The following is a 16,056-nucleotide window of genomic DNA, read 5'->3' on the forward strand; positions in this document are numbered from 1 at the left end:
TGCTGTCACGAACGCTCGACTTCCACCATGAAGAAGTCGGCCTTGGCGGCGCCGCAGTCCGGGCAGGTCCAGTCGTCGGGAATGTCGTCCCAGCGGGTACCGGGCTCGATACCGTCCTCCGGCCAGCCCTTGGCCTCGTCGTACTCGAAACCGCACTGGGCACACTGATAGAGCTTGTAGTCGTTCATTTCTCGTCTTACCTTCCCGAGCCCGCGGACGCCTCCACCGGCTCGAAATCGATCTTCTCGCGGACCCCGCAGTCCGGGCAGCACCAGTCGTCCGGCACCTTGTCCCAGGTCGTTCCCGCGGGGAACCCTTCGCGTGGTGCGCCGGTCGCCTCGTCGTAGACGTAGTCGCAGACCGGACACTTGTAGGCGCTCACTAGACCCGTGCCTCCTCCGTCTCGGATTTACCGTAACGGGCAAGCACCTGCTCCCGCTTGGGCGGGTGAATATTGGCCTTGGTGATGTCGCCGCCGTAGTGCGCGAGAACCCGCTTGTCCATGACCTTGCGCCAGATCGGCGGGAAGTAGCCGATCAGAATCATGCTGGCGTAACCGCTCGGCAGGTTCGGCGCGCCGTCCCAGCTGCGCAGCGTCTGGTAGCGCCGCGTCGGGTAGGCGTGGTGGTCGCTGTGCCGCTGCAGGTGGTACAGGAAGATGTTGGTGACGATGTGGTCGCTGTTCCAGCTGTGCACCGGCGCCGGGCGCTCGTAACGACCCGAGGCGGTCTTCTGCCGGACCAGCCCGTAGTGCTCGAGGTAGTTCACCGATTCCAGCAGGCTGAAGCCCATGATCGCCTGGATGACCAGCAGCGGCAGGACCTGCCAGCCGAAGATCGCGGTGAGCGCGGCGAACAGCACGGCCGACATCAACCAGGCCGAAAGCACCTCGTTCTGCAGCGTCCATGGCCCCTTGCCCAAGCGCTGTAGCCGGGCCTTCTCCAGGTTCCACGCCGAGCGCAGGCTACCGATGACGGTGCGCGGGAAGAACGCCCAGAACGTTTCGCCGACTCGCGAGCTGGCCGGGTCTTCCGGCGTCGCAACGCGCACGTGGTGGCCGCGGTTGTGCTCGATGTAGAAGTGGCCGTAGAAGGTCTGCGCCAACGCGATCCGGGACAGCCAGCGCTCGAGGTCGACCTTCTTGTGGCCCAGTTCGTGGGCGGTGTTGATGCCGATGCCGCCGATTATGCCGACCGTGATGAACAGCCCGATCTTGTTGATCAGGTGCAGACCTTGACCGTCCTCGAAGCCCAGCCAGGTCAGGTTGTCCGAGGTGGCCAGGTAGCAGGCGAAGATCAGGGTGGCGTACTGGAACGGCAGGTACAGGTAGGTGAGGTAGCGGTAGTACTTGTCGTTCTCGAGGTACTCCATGACCTCGTCGGGCGGGTTGTTGCCGTCCGGGCCGAAGAATATGTCCGCGAGCGGAATGATGATGTAAACCAGGATCGGACCCAGCCAGACCGGGATCTGTGCGACGTCATGCCAGCCGAGCTGGTTCAGCCCCCAGATCAGCGGAAGTCCGATCAGGAAAAGGCCGGTCGGGGCGAACAGGCCCCACAGCCACATGTACCGCTTGGTGTCTCGCCAGTTTGCCGCAACCGGGTTCGTAGGCACGGACTCAGCGTGCGTGGACATCGTTGTCTCCAATCGACAGACGCATATGCAGTGCATATCTACAGGTGGATGCCCGCTCGACGGTGAGCCACACCACCCATGTCTTTACATTACATATCGCTATGTCGGCTGTCTAGACAAATCAATCCATTTGTAAATCGCGGCTCGGCGGGCCGGTGTGCACTCCTTCAGCGCGGTTGAGGGCCGAGTGGCGGTACCCGTACGCGAAGTAGACGACGAAGCCAACCGCCATCCAGATGATGAACCGCAGCCACGTTTCCACCGACAGGTTGAGCATGAGCCACAGGCACGCGAGCACCGACAGGATCGGCACGAGCGGGACGAGCGGAACCTTGAAGCTGCGCTCGAGGTCGGGCCGAGTCCGGCGCAGGATCACCACGCCGATCGACACCAGCACGAACGCGAACAACGTGCCGATGTTGACCATTTCTTCCAGGGTCCCGATGGGCACCAGCCCGGCAACGACCGCGCAGACCACACCGACCAGCACGGTGATACGGACGGGAGTGCCCCGTTTTCCGGTGCGGGCCAGCGGTCGCGGCAGCAACCCGTCACGGCACATGGCGAACAGCACCCGCGCCTGGCCCAGCATCAAGACCATCACCACGGTGGTCAGGCCGGCCAGCGCGCCGAAGGAGATCACGTTCTTGGCCCAGGTGACGCCGTTGAGGGCGAACGCGGTGGCCAGCGTCGACTTGTCGCCGGAGAGCTTGTCGTAGTGCACCATCCCGGTCAGTACCAGCGTCACCGCCACGTACAGCACGGTCACGATCGCCAGCGAGCCGAGAATGCCGCGCGGCAGCGCGCGCTGCGGATCGCGGGTCTCCTCGGCCGTGGTGGCGACGATGTCGAAGCCGATGAACGCGAAGAACACCAGGCTGGCCGCGGCCAGCAATCCGTACCAGCCGAAGGTGCTGTTGCCGGCGCCGGTGACGAACGAGAACAGCGACTGGTGCAGGCCTTCCTTGCCGGCTCCGCCGTGGGATGGCGGAATGTACGGCGAGTAGTTGTCGACCTTGATGTATGCGGCGCCGACGATGATCACCAGCAGCACGACCGCGATCTTGATAGCGGTGATCACTGCCGACACTCGCGACGAGAGCTTCGTTCCGGTTGCCAGCAGCACGGTCAGGATGGCGATGATCAGCACCGCCCCCCAGTCGATGGTCACCCCGCCGAGGTGCACTGACGTCGCCGACGTGCCGATGACCTCGCCGAGATACAGCGACCAGCCCTTTGCCACCACCGACACGCCCAGCGCGAACTCGAGGGTGAGGTCCCACCCGATGATCCACGCGATCAACTCGCCGAACGTTGCGTAAGAGAACGTGTAGGCGCTGCCGGCCACCGGCACGGTGGAGGCGAACTCGGCATAGCAGAGCGCGGCGAGCGCACAGGCGATGGCCGCGATGACGAAGGCGACCGACACGGCCGGTCCCGCCACGTTGCCGGCCACATTCGCGGTCAGCGTGAAGATGCCGGCGCCGATGACCACGGCCACGCCGAAGATGGTCAGGTCCCAGGCCGTCAGATCGCGACGCAGTTTGGTATCCGGCTCATCGGTGTCGCGAATCGACTGCTCCACCGACTTGGCGCGGAACAGACCGGTGCGGACACTGGCCTGCTCACCTACGGTACGGGTCATTCCAGTGTCCTCCGGCGTTGAAGGTTGGGGTGCGTCTCGCGACATTACGGCTCACACGGTCGCCTGTCGCTGCGATCGGTACAGATCGGGCTCTAAGTAGATGAGTCGGGCGGCCGGCAGCGCGGCCCGGACGCGCGCCTCGGCCTCATCGATGGCGGCCGCGACCGCCGAAATGTCAAGGCCGGGAACCATCGCGATCTTCGCCGCCACAAGGATTTCCTCCGGACCCAGGTACTGCGTCTTGAGGTGGATGACCCGCTCGATCTGCGCGCCTTCGGTGAGGCCGGTACGAATGCGGCGTTCGTCGTCCGGCGTGACGCCCTCACCGATGAGCAGGCTCTTCATCTCGACGATGAGGATGATCGCGATGACGCCGAGCAGAGTCCCGATGCACAGGGTGCCAATCCCGTCCCACACCGGGTCGTCGGTGAGAATCGTCAGTCCGACCCCGAAGAGGGCGAGCACCAGGCCCACCAGTGCGCCGGTGTCTTCCAGCAGCACCACCGGCAACTCCGGGCTGCGCGAGTTGCGGATGAATCGCCACCAACTGCCGTCGCCCTTGAGTGGGCGCGACTCCCGCGCCGCGGTGATGAAGCTGTAGGCCTCGAGGCAGACGGCGATGACCAAGATGACCACGGCCACCACCGCCGAGCTGAGCTCCTCGGGATGGCGGATCTTATGAATGCCCTCATAGATGGCGAACACCGAGCCGAGCGTGAACAGCACCAGCGCAACGACAAAGGAATAGAAGTAGCGGTTGCGGCCGTAGCCGAACGGGTGCAGGGAGTCGGCTTCCTGTTCAGCGCGGTTCTGCCCCAACAGGAGCAACCCCTGGTTGGAGGTGTCGGCTACCGAGTGCACCGATTCGGCGAGCATCGATGACGACCCGGTGACGAGAAAACCGACGAACTTTGCTGCCGCGATGCCCGCGTTGGCGCTCAGCGCCGCAATGATCGCCTTCTTACCGCCGCCTGCTGACATGTCCGATCCCTCACCCTCGCTGGTCGTGCGGCGCTAAGGCTACACAGGCATTTCGGACAACGTCGGGCCCGACCACAGGGTCGATGAACCACACCGCGTCAGCGAACCAACTGCCCGACAGACGCGCAGAACAGCTGCGCTGATTCCGCAGTGGTCGACACCGTTATTTCCGGGTCGGCCGCCGACACCCAGCCCGCCGCGCCCGGACGCAAAATGAGCTCTTCGCCGCCGCAGCGGATCTGTACGTCCGCCGCGGTGCACAGCGCGATCGCCGGCCCGTCGACGGCAACGCTCACCGGACCGGTCGCTGCTGACAGGTCGACCCGCAGCAGCGCGAACTCCGGCGCTGGCGTCCGGTAGCGGACCACGCCATCGGCGCCATAAGGAACCGGGCGGAGCACCGGGACGTCGACCGGGGTGAAGTCGAGCACGCGTAACAACTCGGGCACGTCGACATGCTTGGGCGTCAATCCGCCGCGCAGAACATTGTCGGAGTTGGCCATGATTTCGACCGCGACACCGCGCAGGTAGGCGTGCAGGTTGCCGGCATCGAGGTAAAGCCCCTCCCCTGGTTCCAGGGTCACTCGATTGAGCAGCAGGGCGGCGAGAATCCCGGCATCGCCCGGATAGGTCTCGGCGAGCTCGAGGGCGCTGCGCACCTCGGGCCCGAACCGCCGATCGCATCCGGCGCACCGGGAATGGTTGGCCAGATACCGCACGCAGCCGTCCAACACTTCCGGCAGCAGCGCCCCGAGCACCGGCTGCGGCAACGTGATCCAGGTGGTGAACAACGTGCGCAAGCCGATCGCGTTCGGTTGCTCGATGAGCAGGCTCGCGTACTTGTCCAGCGCCGCAACCTCGAGCGCCTGCAAGAGTTCGATCGTCACCCGCGGATCGCGGAATCCGGCGAGGGCCTCGAACGGTTCCAGCGCGACAACGAGTTCGGGCTTGTGGCTGTCGTCGCGGTAATTGCGCACCGGCGAGTCGATCGGGATCCGGGCCCGGTTCTCCCGCTCGAAACCCTCCCGCGCCTGCGCGGCGCTCGGATGCGCCTGTAGCGACAAGGGCTCCTCGGCGGCGAGGATTTTCAACAGGAACGGCAGCCGGGTACCGAACTGGCGCACCACTTTTCCGCCCAACTCGGTTTCCGGATCCGCGTGCAGGGCCTCGAGCAACGACCGGCGCTGACCGTCGAGAACCAGCAGTGCCGGATCGGCCGGGTGCGCACCGAACCAGAGTTCGGCTTCCGGATGCGGCGAGGGCACCTGGCGCCCACACAGTTCGGCCAGCGCAGTGCGCGAGCCCCACGCATAGTTGCGCACCACGCCTTCGAGGCGCCGCACTATCCGGTCACCTCGCTCATCGCGCGCCCGTTCGGCCCGCTCAGCAGATTGAGATATGCCGCCGCCATCTCGATCCGCACCGCAAGGGTGGTCAGCCGCTCCAACTCCCGGCCGGGCCGTTGCGGCTGCTGCGGGCTGGTGTCGTCCTCGGTTTCCACCGTCAACAGGTCGGCATCGCGCAGCAGCGCCATCCGCCGTTGGACCGCGGCCCGGTCGTCGGTGAGGCTGAGCACGACGATGCGGGCGCCTTGCTGCGGACGCGGACCGTCGAGTTGCTCGTCGTGGAACAGCGGGTCGTAACCCGGCGGCATCGCGGTGCCGGCCGTGAGTTCCGGGGCGGCCGCCACCACGGCGGCCAGTTCAGCCGCGCTGGCCACCGCGCCGGTCCGAAGCAAAACCTCGCTCGCGTGCCGGGCCAGACCTGTCGTGGCCGGGGCATCGCCGGCGAAGACGACGCGGTGATCGTGTATTCGTGAGGCCAGCGCCTTGGCCGGGTTGTGGTACACCTCGTTGCGCGGATGGTCGCGCAGCGCTTCGGCGTCGAGCGCGTCGGCCAGCGTCTCGAGGTCGGGCAGTCGCGGCCCGGAACGGGTCGGATCGACCGCGCCCAGCACCGCGATGCCCACGGCGAGGAAGCGCAGCAGCGTGTTCTGATCTCCCACAACTACGCGCGGCGGAACCCGCGCCGCGCGGCCCGCGCCGGCGGCCCGCATCGGCCCTTCATCGGGTACGGCGACGATCACCTCGGCACCGCGGCGAGCCGCGAGATCGACCGATTCGAGGAGCGCGGGGTCGCCCGCGTCGTCGCCCGACACGATGACCACATCCAGTGGGCCCACCCAGGGCGGAGTCGCATCGACATGCAGCAGTGGCAGCCCCGCGCCGCCGGCAAGGGTGGCCACCAGCAACGCCGACGCCCGCGCCGCCCGGCCGGATCTTGCCACCAGCACCATGCTGCGCGGACGCAGGTCGGTCAATCGGTCGAGAGCACCCTCGGCTACCGCTGCCGCCGTGGCGCGCACCTGCGCTCCGCCCAATGCCGCCGAGCGCAGCCCGCCCTCGAAGTCCGCCGCCTCCAGCGAGGCCGCGTCATCGAGATCGAGCACCGACATTGGCGCGGTCATGACTACTGCCCTGAGCCTTTCGAATTCGACTGGAAGCTCTAATTCCACTATCCCAGTTAGGCGCGCACGATGTTCAGAATCTCGGTTACGAGTCCGTCTACTTCAGCCGTCGTTGCCGCCTCGACGTTGAGCCGCAGCAGCGGTTCCGTGTTCGAGGCGCGCAGGTTGAACCACGCTCCGTCGGCAAGGTTGACCGTCACGCCGTCGAGTCGGTCCACGGAGGCGGCCCGATCCGCGAACGCGGCGAGCACCGCATCGGTGCGCCCGGCCGCATCGGCGACCGTCGAGTTGATCTCACCGGATGCCGCATAGCGCCCATATGTGCTGGTCAGCTCCGACATCGGCCGATCCTTCTCGCCGAGCGCGGCCAACACGTGCAATGCCGCCAGCATGCCGGAGTCCGCTCCCCAGAAGTCCCGGAAGTAGTAGTGCGCCGAGTGCTCGCCACCGAAGATCGCGCCGGTTTGCGCCATCTGCTGCTTGATGAAGGAGTGGCCGACCCGGGTCCGCACCGGCGATCCGCCGCGCTCGGTGACAAGTTCCGGAACAGCCCGCGAGGTGATCAGGTTGTGGATGATCGTCGCGCCCGGTTCCTTGGCCAGTTCCCGTTCGGCGACCAGCGCCGTCACCGCCGACGGCGAGACCGGCTCGCCGCGCTCGTCGACGACGAAGCAGCGGTCGGCGTCGCCGTCGAAGGCCAAACCGATGTCGGCACCGGTGCGGCGCACGAACTCCTGCAGATCCACGAGATTCTTGGGATCCAGCGGGTTCGCCTCGTGATTCGGGAAGGTGCCGTCGAGCTCGAAATATAGCGGTTCGATCGTCAGCGGCAGCGGACCGAGAACGGCCGGAACCGTGTGACCGCCCATACCGTTGCCCGCGTCGACAGCCACCTTCAGCGGCCGGACACCGGACAGGTCGACGAGGCTGCGCAGGAACGTCGCATAGTCGTCGAGCACGTCTTGGTCAGAGGTACTGCCACGGGATCCCTGCCAGTCCGGCACCCCGTCGATGACCTCGGCGGCGATTGTCGCCAGCCCGGTGTCCTGTCCAACCGGCTTCGCGCCGGCGAAGCACATCTTGATCCCGTTGTATTGCGCCGGGTTGTGGCTGGCCGTGAACATCGCGCCCGGGCAGTTCAGCAGGCCGGAGGCAAAGTACAACTGATCGGTCGACGCGAGTCCGATGTGGACCACGTCGAGGCCCTGGGCGGTGACCCCGGAGCCGAACGCCCGCGCCAGCTCGGGCGACGAGGCTCGCATGTCATGACCGATCACCACTCGCGTCGTCGCCGGATCCTTGGCCCGAACCAGCCGGGCGAAGGCGGCACCGACATCGGTGACCAGTTCGGCGTCGATCTGCTCGCCGACCACCCCTCGCACGTCGTAGGCCTTGATGACGGCGTGCACCAACTCCGCGGGACGCGACACTTCTACTGACTCCTGCCCTCGATATGACGGTAGGAACAGACTAGTAGCAGGCCATCCCCCACATTGCTAACGCTTGATCAGTTCGTCGGGTCCGGCAATACCCGCAGATGCCCCCTGCGCCCGGTCCGCGGCGGCGGCGCATTCGGCGGCGCGACCGGCGTGAACTCGGTGCGCCCGCGCACCGGCCCGTCGGATCTGGACGGCAGTCCGGCCTCGCGCACCGCCTCGGCCAACGCCGTCAGGTCGTCCTCGTCAGGCGTCGCCGAACCGAAGCCGCCTTCATGGCGCACCAATTCCCACCCCTTGGGCGCCGTGATGCGCGATGCGTGGACCTCACACAAATCCCACGAGTGCGGCTCGGCGACGGTAGCCAGCGGGCCGACCACGGCGGTGGAATCGGAGTAGACATAGGTCAGCGTCGCGACGGCCGGGTTCTTACACCCGGGCCTGCAGCATCGACGCGGCGCTCTCACAGCTGTTGACACTAGCCGTCCACCAACCCCTCCGGCACCCGGACACACCGATTAGTGTCAGGTGCTATGGCTCGAGCACGAAATCGGCGGCGGATAACGACGCGTTCGGCCGCACGACGCGGTCGCGGCGTGCGCGGGCCGGTGCTGCCGGCGTCGGCGCCGGGCTGGCGCAGCCGCAGTGAGCGATTCGATTTGGTCGTGCTGGAGGCGTTCGCGCCGCTCGATGCGCGCTGGCACGACCGGTTGACAAAGCTCGATATCGCCGTCGACGAGGTGCCGAAGATCCGCCCCCGCGATCCGGCCTCAGTGACCTGGCCGGACGAGGTGGTTGCCGACGGGCCGGTGCCGCTGTCACGACTGGTGCCCGCGGGACTCGACAAGCGTGGCGAGACGACACGAGCACGGATCGTGCTGTTTCGCCGACCGCTGGAATTGCGGGCGCACGACCCGGACGACTTAGTCGATCTGCTGCACGAGGTGCTGGTGCAGCAGATCGCGACCTACCTGGGGGTCGACCCGGATGTCATCGACCCCACCGAAGGTGACTGACGCTCAGCAGCCAGTTAGACGATGCTGCGCTTGAGCCGGCGCCGCTCCCGCTCCGACAATCCGCCCCAGATGCCGAAGCGCTCGTCGTGCGCGAGGGCGTATTCAAGGCACTCGTCGCGGACCTCGCAGCCCATGCAGATCCGCTTCGCCTCGCGGGTGGAACCACCCTTTTCCGGGAAGAAGGCCTCCGGATCAGTCTGCGCACACAGGGCACGCTCCTGCCACTGATCCTCAACCTCCTCCTCGAATCCCTCGTAGAGGCTATCGACGACCAGACTCAGCTGGGGACGTTCCCGTCCGGCCGGATCGTCATTGCAGACGCCATGGGGTGCGCCTGTTGTGGAATAGGTTTGCGGTACGCCGCCAAGTTGTGTCGCGAGAGTCCGTTGATCGACTCTTCCCACCTCACTGGCCATCGCTCCGCCTCCTCACATGTATTAGCGCAGAAGTTTCGAAACCGCCGCTTCGGGCGGTATAGGGACAAATAGTTCAGGCTGCCGGACTGCCGCAGTGCTGCGGCATGCGCCACGACGCCAGGGGGACAATCTTCGCCCACCGGCCCCGCGCCGCTCCGGCACGAGATTGCGCGTCAATGGAATGCCACCCCCGTGGGAACGGATGTTCGAATTGGCGTCCGCTGCAGGCCATCTCGCCTCGCGGACTGGGAATGACATACATGTGATTAGACACGCCGGAGCCGTCGAGGGTCAAGCTTTCGCCGAAATTCCACTACTATCTGCCGCTTTTGCCCTTCATGTACCGCCCGCGTGCAGGTGCGCGAGGGTAGCGCCCAAGGTTCTGCCCGTCCCGTGCGACCCCTACGCTGTCGGGTTGTGAGCAACCTTCGAGTGGCAGTGCTGGTGGGCGGCGTCGGCGGCGCCCGGTTCCTCCAGGGGGTACGCGAATTACTCGGCCCGACAGGCGAAATCACGGCCATAGTCAACGTCGGTGACGACGTCTGGATGCACGGGTTGCGCATCTGCCCAGACCTGGACACTTGCATGTACACGCTCGGCGGCGGCATCGACACCGAACGCGGCTGGGGACGAATCGGCGAAACTTGGCACGCCAAGGAAGAATTGAGCGCCTATCACGCAGTCCCGGACTGGTTCGGCCTAGGCGACCGCGACATCGCCACCCACTTGATTCGCAGTCAGATGCTACGCGCGGGGTATCCCCTGTCGGCGGTCACCGAAGCGCTGTGCAAACGCTGGCAACCCGACGTGCGCCTGCTGCCGGCGAGCGACGATCGCTGCGAAACCCATGTAGTGATAAGCGATCCCGTTTCAGATAGCGACGAGCGGCGGGCCATTCACTTCCAGGAATGGTGGGTGCGCTATCGCGCGCAGGTGCCGACGCACAGCTTTGCCAACGTCGGCGCCGAGGAGGCCAAGCCCGGCCCTGGAGTGCTCGAGGCGATCGGTGATGCGGATGTGGTGTTGCTCGCACCGTCGAATCCGGTGGTGAGCATCGGCGCCATTCTCGCGGTGCCCGGCATCCGCGGCGCGCTACGCACCACTGCCGCGAAGGTCGTCGGCGTCTCCCCGATCATCGGCGGAAAGGCATTGCGTGGCATGGCCGACGAGTGCCTGACGGTGATCGGCGTGGAAACCTCGGCCGAAGCCATCGGCCGCCACTACGGCGCCAGGTCGCAAACTGGCATCCTCGACGGGTGGTTGATCCATTCCACCGATGAGGCCGACGTGCCCGGCGTCGAGGTGCGCAGCGTCCCGCTGCTGATGACCGATCCGCCGACCACCGCCGCGATGGTGCAGGCGGCGTTCGATCTCGCTGGAGTGCGGCGATGAACCCAAACCGAAGTCGAGCGCTCGTGAGGATCGCAGCGCCGCAGGCGCGAGGACCGGAGCGAGCGGGAGGCGAGGAATGAACGCGACGCCGAGTCCCGATCACGGGACGGGCACCGGCATCGAAATCTTGCCGGTACCCGGCCTGCCGGAGTTCCGGCCCGGCGACAATCTCGCCGAACATGTTGCCACCGCGGCGCCGTGGTTGCGCGACGGCGACATTCTGGTGGTCACCAGCAAGATCGTCTCCAAGGTCGAGGGCAGACTGGTACCGGCCCCGTCCGACGCCGACGAGCGAGATGCGTTGCGGCGCCGACTCGTCGAGGAGGAAGCGGTTCGGGTGCTGGCGCAGAAGGGCCGCACGCTGATCACCGAGAATCGGCTCGGGATCGTGCAGGCCGCCTCGGGCATCGATGGCTCGAACGTCGACATCAACGAACTTGCCTTGCTGCCAATAGATCCTGACGCGAGCGCGGCGAGCCTGCGGGAGTCGGTACGCGAGCTGCTGGGCGTCGACATCGGCGTCGTCGTGACCGACACCATGGGCCGGGCGTGGCGCAACGGTCAGACCGACGTGGCGATCGGTAGCGCCGGCCTAGAGGTCCTGCACGCTTATGCGGGCGTTGTCGATGGGTTCGGAAATGAGCTGCAGGTGACCGAGGTCGCCATTGCCGACGAGCTGGCCGCGGCTGCAGATCTGGTGAAGGGCAAGCTGACTGGGATGCCGATTGCCGTTGTGCGCGGGTTCGTTTCACGCGACGACGGTTCCGCGGCCGCCAAACTGATCCGCGCCGGGGAGGAAGACCTGTTCTGGCTCGGCACCGCTGAGGCCCTCGCCCGGGGCCGCAGCGAAGCGTTACTGCTGCGCCGGTCGGTGCGCGCGTTCGCTTCGGATCCCGTTGATCCGCAAGCTGTTCGAGCCGCCATTGCGGACGCATTAACCGCTCCAGCTCCGCATCACACCCGCCCGGTGCGGTTCGCCTGGTTGCGGTCGACCGACGTTCGGCGGCGGTTGCTCACGGCGATGCGTGAGCGGTGGCGCGCCGATCTGCGCGGGGACGGGCTGCCCGAAGAACGCATCGAGCGCCGGATCAGCCGTGGCGACATACTATTCCGCGCGCCGGAAGTGATCATCCCGTTCTGCGTGCCCGACGGCGCGCACGACTATCCTGACACCAGCCGCCAGCGTGCCGAGTCGACCATGTTCACCGTGGCAGTCGGCGCCGCCGTGCAAGGTCTACTGGTCGCCTTGGCCACCAGAGGAATTGGCAGTTGCTGGATCGGCTCGACCATCTTCGCCCCCGCCGAGGTGCGCGCCGAGCTGGCACTGCCTGACGACTGGCAACCGCTCGGCGCCATCGCCATCGGGCATCCGCTCGAGGCGCTGCAGCCGCGACCGCCGGCGGATATCAGCACGGGACTGGTGGAACTGTGAGTGTCGAGTCGTTACACGCCTCGGCGAACGAGGTACTGAAAAGCTGGCGTGTCACAACGGATCAGGACGAATCGCTGCGCCAGACCATGCTGGCTTTCCTCGGTAGCGCCCCACGCGGTTGCCTGCGCGAGCACGTTCCGGGCCACATCACCGCCTCGGCGTTGGTGCTTGATGAGTCCGGCCGCAACGCGCTGCTGACCCTGCACCCGCGCGTGGGGCGGTGGATTCAACTAGGCGGGCACTGCGAGGAGAGCGACGAATCGTTGCCCGCCGCCGCGCTGCGGGAAGCGATCGAGGAGTCCGGCATCGACGACCTCACCATCGACCCGGCATTGCTCTCAGCGCACACCCACGCGATCACCTGCTCGCTCGGCGTCCCGACGCGCCACTTGGACCTGCGCTTTCTGGTTCGCGCCGCGGACGGTGCAATCCCGGTGTGCAGCAACGAATCCGATGATCTGCGCTGGTGGCCGGTCGACGCACTGCCGGAGACTGCCGAGCGTGACACTATAACGACATTGGTCGAACTCGCACGCAGGCGTTAGGAGTCAGTAATGACCGCACGGAAGAAGATCGATCCGCGATACCGCAAACCACTCGCCGTTCTCGTCGCCGTGCAGATCGCCCTGACCGCAGCTGCACTGACAGACATCGCGCGGCGCGACCCGGATGAGATCGCCGGGTCAAAGAAGGCATGGGCGGCAGCGGCGTTCGTCAACTTCATCGGGCCGCTCGCCTACTTCCGCTTCGGCCGACGTGGCGTCGGGGGTTAGACGCGAGTTAGACGTCGGTCGAGAAGCGCAGCCCCCCGTCGGGGATCTGCACTCCCGGCCACACCCGCGCACCGCGCAGCAGTTCGCAGCGCGCGCCGATGTCCGCGCCGTCACCGATCACTCCGTCCCGGACCAGCGCCCGCGGTCCGATCCGCGCACCGGAGCCGATGATCGAGCGCTCCACCACCGCGCCCGCGTCCACCAGCGCACCGTCGAACAGCACCGCGCCGTCCAGGCGCGCACCGGCACCCACCTCCGCGCCGCGACCGACCACCGTGCCGCCGATCAACAGCGCACCCGGCGCCACACCTGCGCCGGGATGCACGAGCGACTCACCGCGTTGGCCGGGCAACGCTGGCGACGGGGCGATACCGCGCACCAGGTCAGCTGAGCCGCGGACAAAGTCTTCGGGGGTGCCCATGTCGCGCCAGTACGACGTATCGACGTGGGCATAGATCCGCGCGCCCTCGGTGAGCAGCGCCGGGAAGACCTCACGTTCGACGGAGACGGCGCGGCCGGCGGGGATCTTTTCGATGTATTCGCGGCGGAAGACGTAGCAGCCGGCGTTGATCTGGTCGGTCGGCGGGTCCTGCGTCTTCTCGAGGAAGGCAGTCACCCGCCCATCGGCGTCGGTGGGCACGCAGCCGAACGCGCGCGGGTCACCCACGCGGACCAGGTGCAGCGTCACGTCGGCATTGGTGGATTCGTGGGTGTCCAGAATCGCGCCGAGGTCGGAACCGCCGAGGACGTCGCCATTGAACACCATCACCGTGTCGGCGCGCACATGCGAGAGCACGTTGCGGATCCCGCCCCCGGTGCCCAACGGCTGTTCTTCGGTGACGTACTCGAGCTCCAGGCCCAGCTCCGAGCCGTCGCCGAAGTGCTGCTCGAAAACCTCTGCCTTATAGGAGGTGCCGAGCACCACATGATTGATCCCGGCGTCGGCGATGCGCGCGAGCAAATGAGTGAGGAACGGCAGTCCGGCGATGGGCAGCATCGGCTTGGGTGTGGACAGCGTCAGCGGACGCAGTCGGGTGCCTTGCCCGCCGACCAGCACTACCGCATCGGTATTACCCGTCATGTCCGAAACCCTCCCGTTCCCGCAACGCGGCCTTTACCGCAAGTTTGGATCGTGCCCCAAGACCGGCCCGTAAAGCCAACCGAAGTGGCGCGTGCCACCAGTTCGGGTGCCGGTCCGCCTGAAACTGGTACGCGCTGCGGTGATGTGCCGGCAGCATCAGCTCCGGGTAGCGCCCGGCGGCGTGACCCTTCGTATGGGTGACCTCGGCCGTCGGCACATAGACGTTTTGCCAACCGGCCCTGCCGAGCCGATCGCCGAGGTCGACGTCCTCCATGTACATGAAGTAGCGCGAATCGAAGCCGTGCACCGAATCGAACGCGGACCGGCGCAGCAGGAGGCAGGAGCCGGAGAGCCAGCCGACCGGGCGCTCGGTGCGCGCCTCGTCCTCTTTCCGATAGGCGCGCGTCCACGGATTGTTCGGCCAAACCGTGCCCAGCAACGCGTGCCCGGCGCCGCCGAACAGGCCCGGCACGGCGCGCGCCGACGGATACACGCTGCCGTCGGGTTCCCGAATGAGCGGGCCGAGCGAGCCCGCTCGCGGCCAGCGCCGCGCCGCCGCGCACAGCTCGTCGATAGCGCCGGGGCTCCACTCCACATCGGGGTTCGCGACGACGATGAACTCCACGCTCGGGTCGATCTCGACCACGGCCCGATTCACGGCGCCGCCATAGCCGATATTGCCGCCGGTCGATAGCAGGCGAACCCCCCGCTTCGCTGCCGCCGCCTCCGGCTGCCCGTCGGTAGACCCGTTGTCGGCAAGAATGACCTGCGGTTTTTGGCTGGTCGCGGCCTCAAGAGTGTCCAGAAATCGGTGCAGGTGTTCGCCGGGCGAATAGGTCACCGTCACGACGGCCAACTGCGAACTCACGCCGGTCAGCGTAGCCGCTGGCGTCATGGGCGAGTGGTCATCGCGGCGTGCAGGGCCGATCGCCACGACCGCAACGGGGTCAGCCCCGCGGCCCGCCACGCCCTGTCGGACAGCACGGAATAGCCCGGTCGCGGCGCCGGACGAACAAACTGAGCGCTCGTGCAGGGATGCACCCGCTCCGGGTCTGCGCCCAGTTCACTGAACACGGCGCGGGCAAGCTCGAACCAGCTGGCCTGGCCGCTGTTCGTCGCGTGCAGCACGGGCGGCGCAGTGCGCCCCGCGTCGAGGTGGTCGGCGAGGTCGAGCAACGCGTCGGCCAGATCGGCGGCATAGGTGGGCGATCCGATCTGGTCATCGACCACATCGATGGTGTCGCGTTCGGATTCCAGCCGTCGCATGCTGGCCACGAAGTCCCTGTCCGCGCCGGTGTAGACCCAGGCCGTGCGGACGATGTTGGCCTGCGGCAACACTTCGTGTATCGCCTGCTCGCCCGCCAGTTTCGATTTGCCGTACACCGACACGGGCCCAACCGGCGCATCAGTCTCGTAGGGCGCCGTGGCCGTTCCGTCGAATACATAGTCGGTGGAGACATGGATGAGGCCGGCGCCGGTATCAGCGCAGGCCTCGGCGAGCACCCGCGGACCGGTCGCATTGCCGGCGAAGGCCTGTTCGACGTCGGTCTCGGCCTGGTCGACGGCGGTGTAGGCCGCACAGTTGACGATCAGCGTGTTTGGCTCGGCGTGTCGGCGCGCCGCCTGCGCGTCGGTGATGTCGAATTCATCGGACCCGAAACCGACCGCGACCCGGCCCCGCGCGGCCGCGCGCGCCAGCACCTGACGGCCGAGCTGGCCTCGAGCACCCGTCACCACAATTCGCCTCACGGGCGACAAGTGTGGCACGCCGATGCCTCGGTT

The 16,056-nt window shown here is 66.9% G+C and carries 18 protein-coding genes; 5 read left to right on the plus strand and 13 right to left on the minus strand.

Features of this window, described 5'->3' with window-relative positions; translation table 11 throughout:
• Positions 1–5 precede the first annotated feature (5 nt).
• The 9 genes from FOS14_RS15340 to FOS14_RS15380 form a co-directional block, all read right to left on the minus strand.
• On the minus strand, positions 6–188 hold the full coding sequence (locus tag FOS14_RS15340) for a rubredoxin (RefSeq protein ID WP_143771674.1): 183 nt from the start codon (positions 186–188) through the stop codon (positions 6–8).
• An 8-nt stretch (positions 189–196) separates the two neighbouring features.
• Complete coding sequence (locus tag FOS14_RS15345) at positions 197–382, minus strand: rubredoxin (protein WP_143771675.1); 186 nt, start codon at positions 380–382, stop codon at positions 197–199.
• Complete coding sequence (locus tag FOS14_RS15350) at positions 382–1,635, minus strand: alkane 1-monooxygenase (RefSeq protein WP_143771676.1); 1,254 nt, start codon at positions 1,633–1,635, stop codon at positions 382–384. Before FOS14_RS15350 ends, FOS14_RS15345 begins: the two co-directional genes overlap by 1 nt.
• A gap of 121 nt (positions 1,636–1,756) precedes the next feature.
• On the minus strand, positions 1,757–3,280 hold the full coding sequence (locus tag FOS14_RS15355; RefSeq protein WP_143771677.1) for an amino acid permease: 1,524 nt from the start codon (positions 3,278–3,280) through the stop codon (positions 1,757–1,759).
• Between the two features lie 51 nt (positions 3,281–3,331).
• On the minus strand, positions 3,332–4,261 hold the full coding sequence (locus FOS14_RS15360; protein WP_143771678.1) for a cation diffusion facilitator family transporter: 930 nt from the start codon (positions 4,259–4,261) through the stop codon (positions 3,332–3,334).
• A gap of 98 nt (positions 4,262–4,359) precedes the next feature.
• The gene (gene manA / locus FOS14_RS15365) at positions 4,360–5,604 is read right to left on the minus strand and encodes a mannose-6-phosphate isomerase, class I (protein ID WP_143771679.1); all 1,245 of its coding nucleotides are present in this window, start codon (positions 5,602–5,604) and stop codon (positions 4,360–4,362) included.
• On the minus strand, positions 5,604–6,728 hold the full coding sequence (locus FOS14_RS15370; RefSeq protein WP_143771680.1) for an SIS domain-containing protein: 1,125 nt from the start codon (positions 6,726–6,728) through the stop codon (positions 5,604–5,606). The genes manA and FOS14_RS15370 overlap by 1 nt, the downstream gene beginning before the upstream one ends.
• 56 nt (positions 6,729–6,784) lie before the next feature.
• Positions 6,785–8,158, minus strand: coding sequence for a phosphomannomutase/phosphoglucomutase (locus tag FOS14_RS15375; RefSeq protein WP_143771681.1), 1,374 nt, complete (start codon positions 8,156–8,158; stop codon positions 6,785–6,787).
• Positions 8,159–8,235: 77 nt separating this feature from the next.
• Positions 8,236–8,631, minus strand: a complete 396-nt coding sequence (locus FOS14_RS15380) for a DUF3499 domain-containing protein (protein WP_143771682.1) — start codon at positions 8,629–8,631, stop codon at positions 8,236–8,238.
• A 66-nt stretch (positions 8,632–8,697) separates the two neighbouring features.
• On the opposite strand from FOS14_RS15380, the gene FOS14_RS15385 reads away from it, so the two are divergent.
• Positions 8,698–9,180, plus strand: a complete 483-nt coding sequence (locus FOS14_RS15385) for a metallopeptidase family protein (protein ID WP_143771683.1) — start codon at positions 8,698–8,700, stop codon at positions 9,178–9,180.
• Positions 9,181–9,194: 14 nt separating this feature from the next.
• On the opposite strand, the gene FOS14_RS15390 is transcribed toward FOS14_RS15385, so the two are convergent.
• Complete coding sequence (locus tag FOS14_RS15390; protein ID WP_185981794.1) at positions 9,195–9,461, minus strand: WhiB family transcriptional regulator; 267 nt, start codon at positions 9,459–9,461, stop codon at positions 9,195–9,197.
• 552 nt (positions 9,462–10,013) lie between these two features.
• On the opposite strand from FOS14_RS15390, the gene cofD reads away from it, so the two are divergent.
• From cofD to FOS14_RS15410, 4 genes are all read left to right on the plus strand, one after another.
• Positions 10,014–10,988 carry a 2-phospho-L-lactate transferase gene (gene cofD, locus FOS14_RS15395; protein ID WP_143771685.1) on the plus strand — a complete coding sequence of 325 codons (975 nt, stop codon included), beginning with the start codon at positions 10,014–10,016 and terminating at the stop codon, positions 10,986–10,988.
• A gap of 76 nt (positions 10,989–11,064) precedes the next feature.
• Positions 11,065–12,420 (plus strand): coenzyme F420-0:L-glutamate ligase, encoded by a 1,356-nt coding sequence (locus FOS14_RS15400; protein WP_143771686.1) that lies wholly within the window; start codon positions 11,065–11,067, stop codon positions 12,418–12,420.
• Positions 12,417–12,965, plus strand: coding sequence for an NUDIX hydrolase (locus tag FOS14_RS15405; RefSeq protein WP_143771687.1), 549 nt, complete (start codon positions 12,417–12,419; stop codon positions 12,963–12,965). Before FOS14_RS15400 ends, FOS14_RS15405 begins: the two co-directional genes overlap by 4 nt.
• 9 nt (positions 12,966–12,974) lie before the next feature.
• Positions 12,975–13,193, plus strand: coding sequence for a PLD nuclease N-terminal domain-containing protein (locus FOS14_RS15410; RefSeq protein ID WP_143771688.1), 219 nt, complete (start codon positions 12,975–12,977; stop codon positions 13,191–13,193).
• 7 nt (positions 13,194–13,200) lie between these two features.
• Here the strand turns inward: FOS14_RS15410 and FOS14_RS15415 are convergent, their stop codons facing one another.
• Genes FOS14_RS15415 through rfbD form a run of 3 tightly spaced genes read right to left on the minus strand, consistent with a single transcriptional unit; the run spans position 13,201 to position 16,023 of the window.
• Positions 13,201–14,274, minus strand: a complete 1,074-nt coding sequence (locus tag FOS14_RS15415) for a sugar phosphate nucleotidyltransferase (protein WP_143771689.1) — start codon at positions 14,272–14,274, stop codon at positions 13,201–13,203.
• Positions 14,264–15,142: a glycosyltransferase family 2 protein gene (locus tag FOS14_RS15420; protein ID WP_143771690.1), complete on the minus strand. Its 879-nt coding sequence runs from the start codon at positions 15,140–15,142 to the stop codon at positions 14,264–14,266. The genes FOS14_RS15415 and FOS14_RS15420 overlap by 11 nt, the downstream gene beginning before the upstream one ends.
• A gap of 23 nt (positions 15,143–15,165) precedes the next feature.
• Entirely contained in the window at positions 15,166–16,023 is an 858-nt protein-coding gene (gene rfbD, locus FOS14_RS15425; protein WP_143771691.1) for a dTDP-4-dehydrorhamnose reductase, read from the minus strand.
• Between the last annotated feature and the right edge of the window lie 33 nt (positions 16,024–16,056).

It is taken from the genome of Skermania sp. ID1734, assembly GCF_007489285.1.
GTDB lineage: Bacteria > Actinomycetota > Actinomycetes > Mycobacteriales > Mycobacteriaceae > ID1734.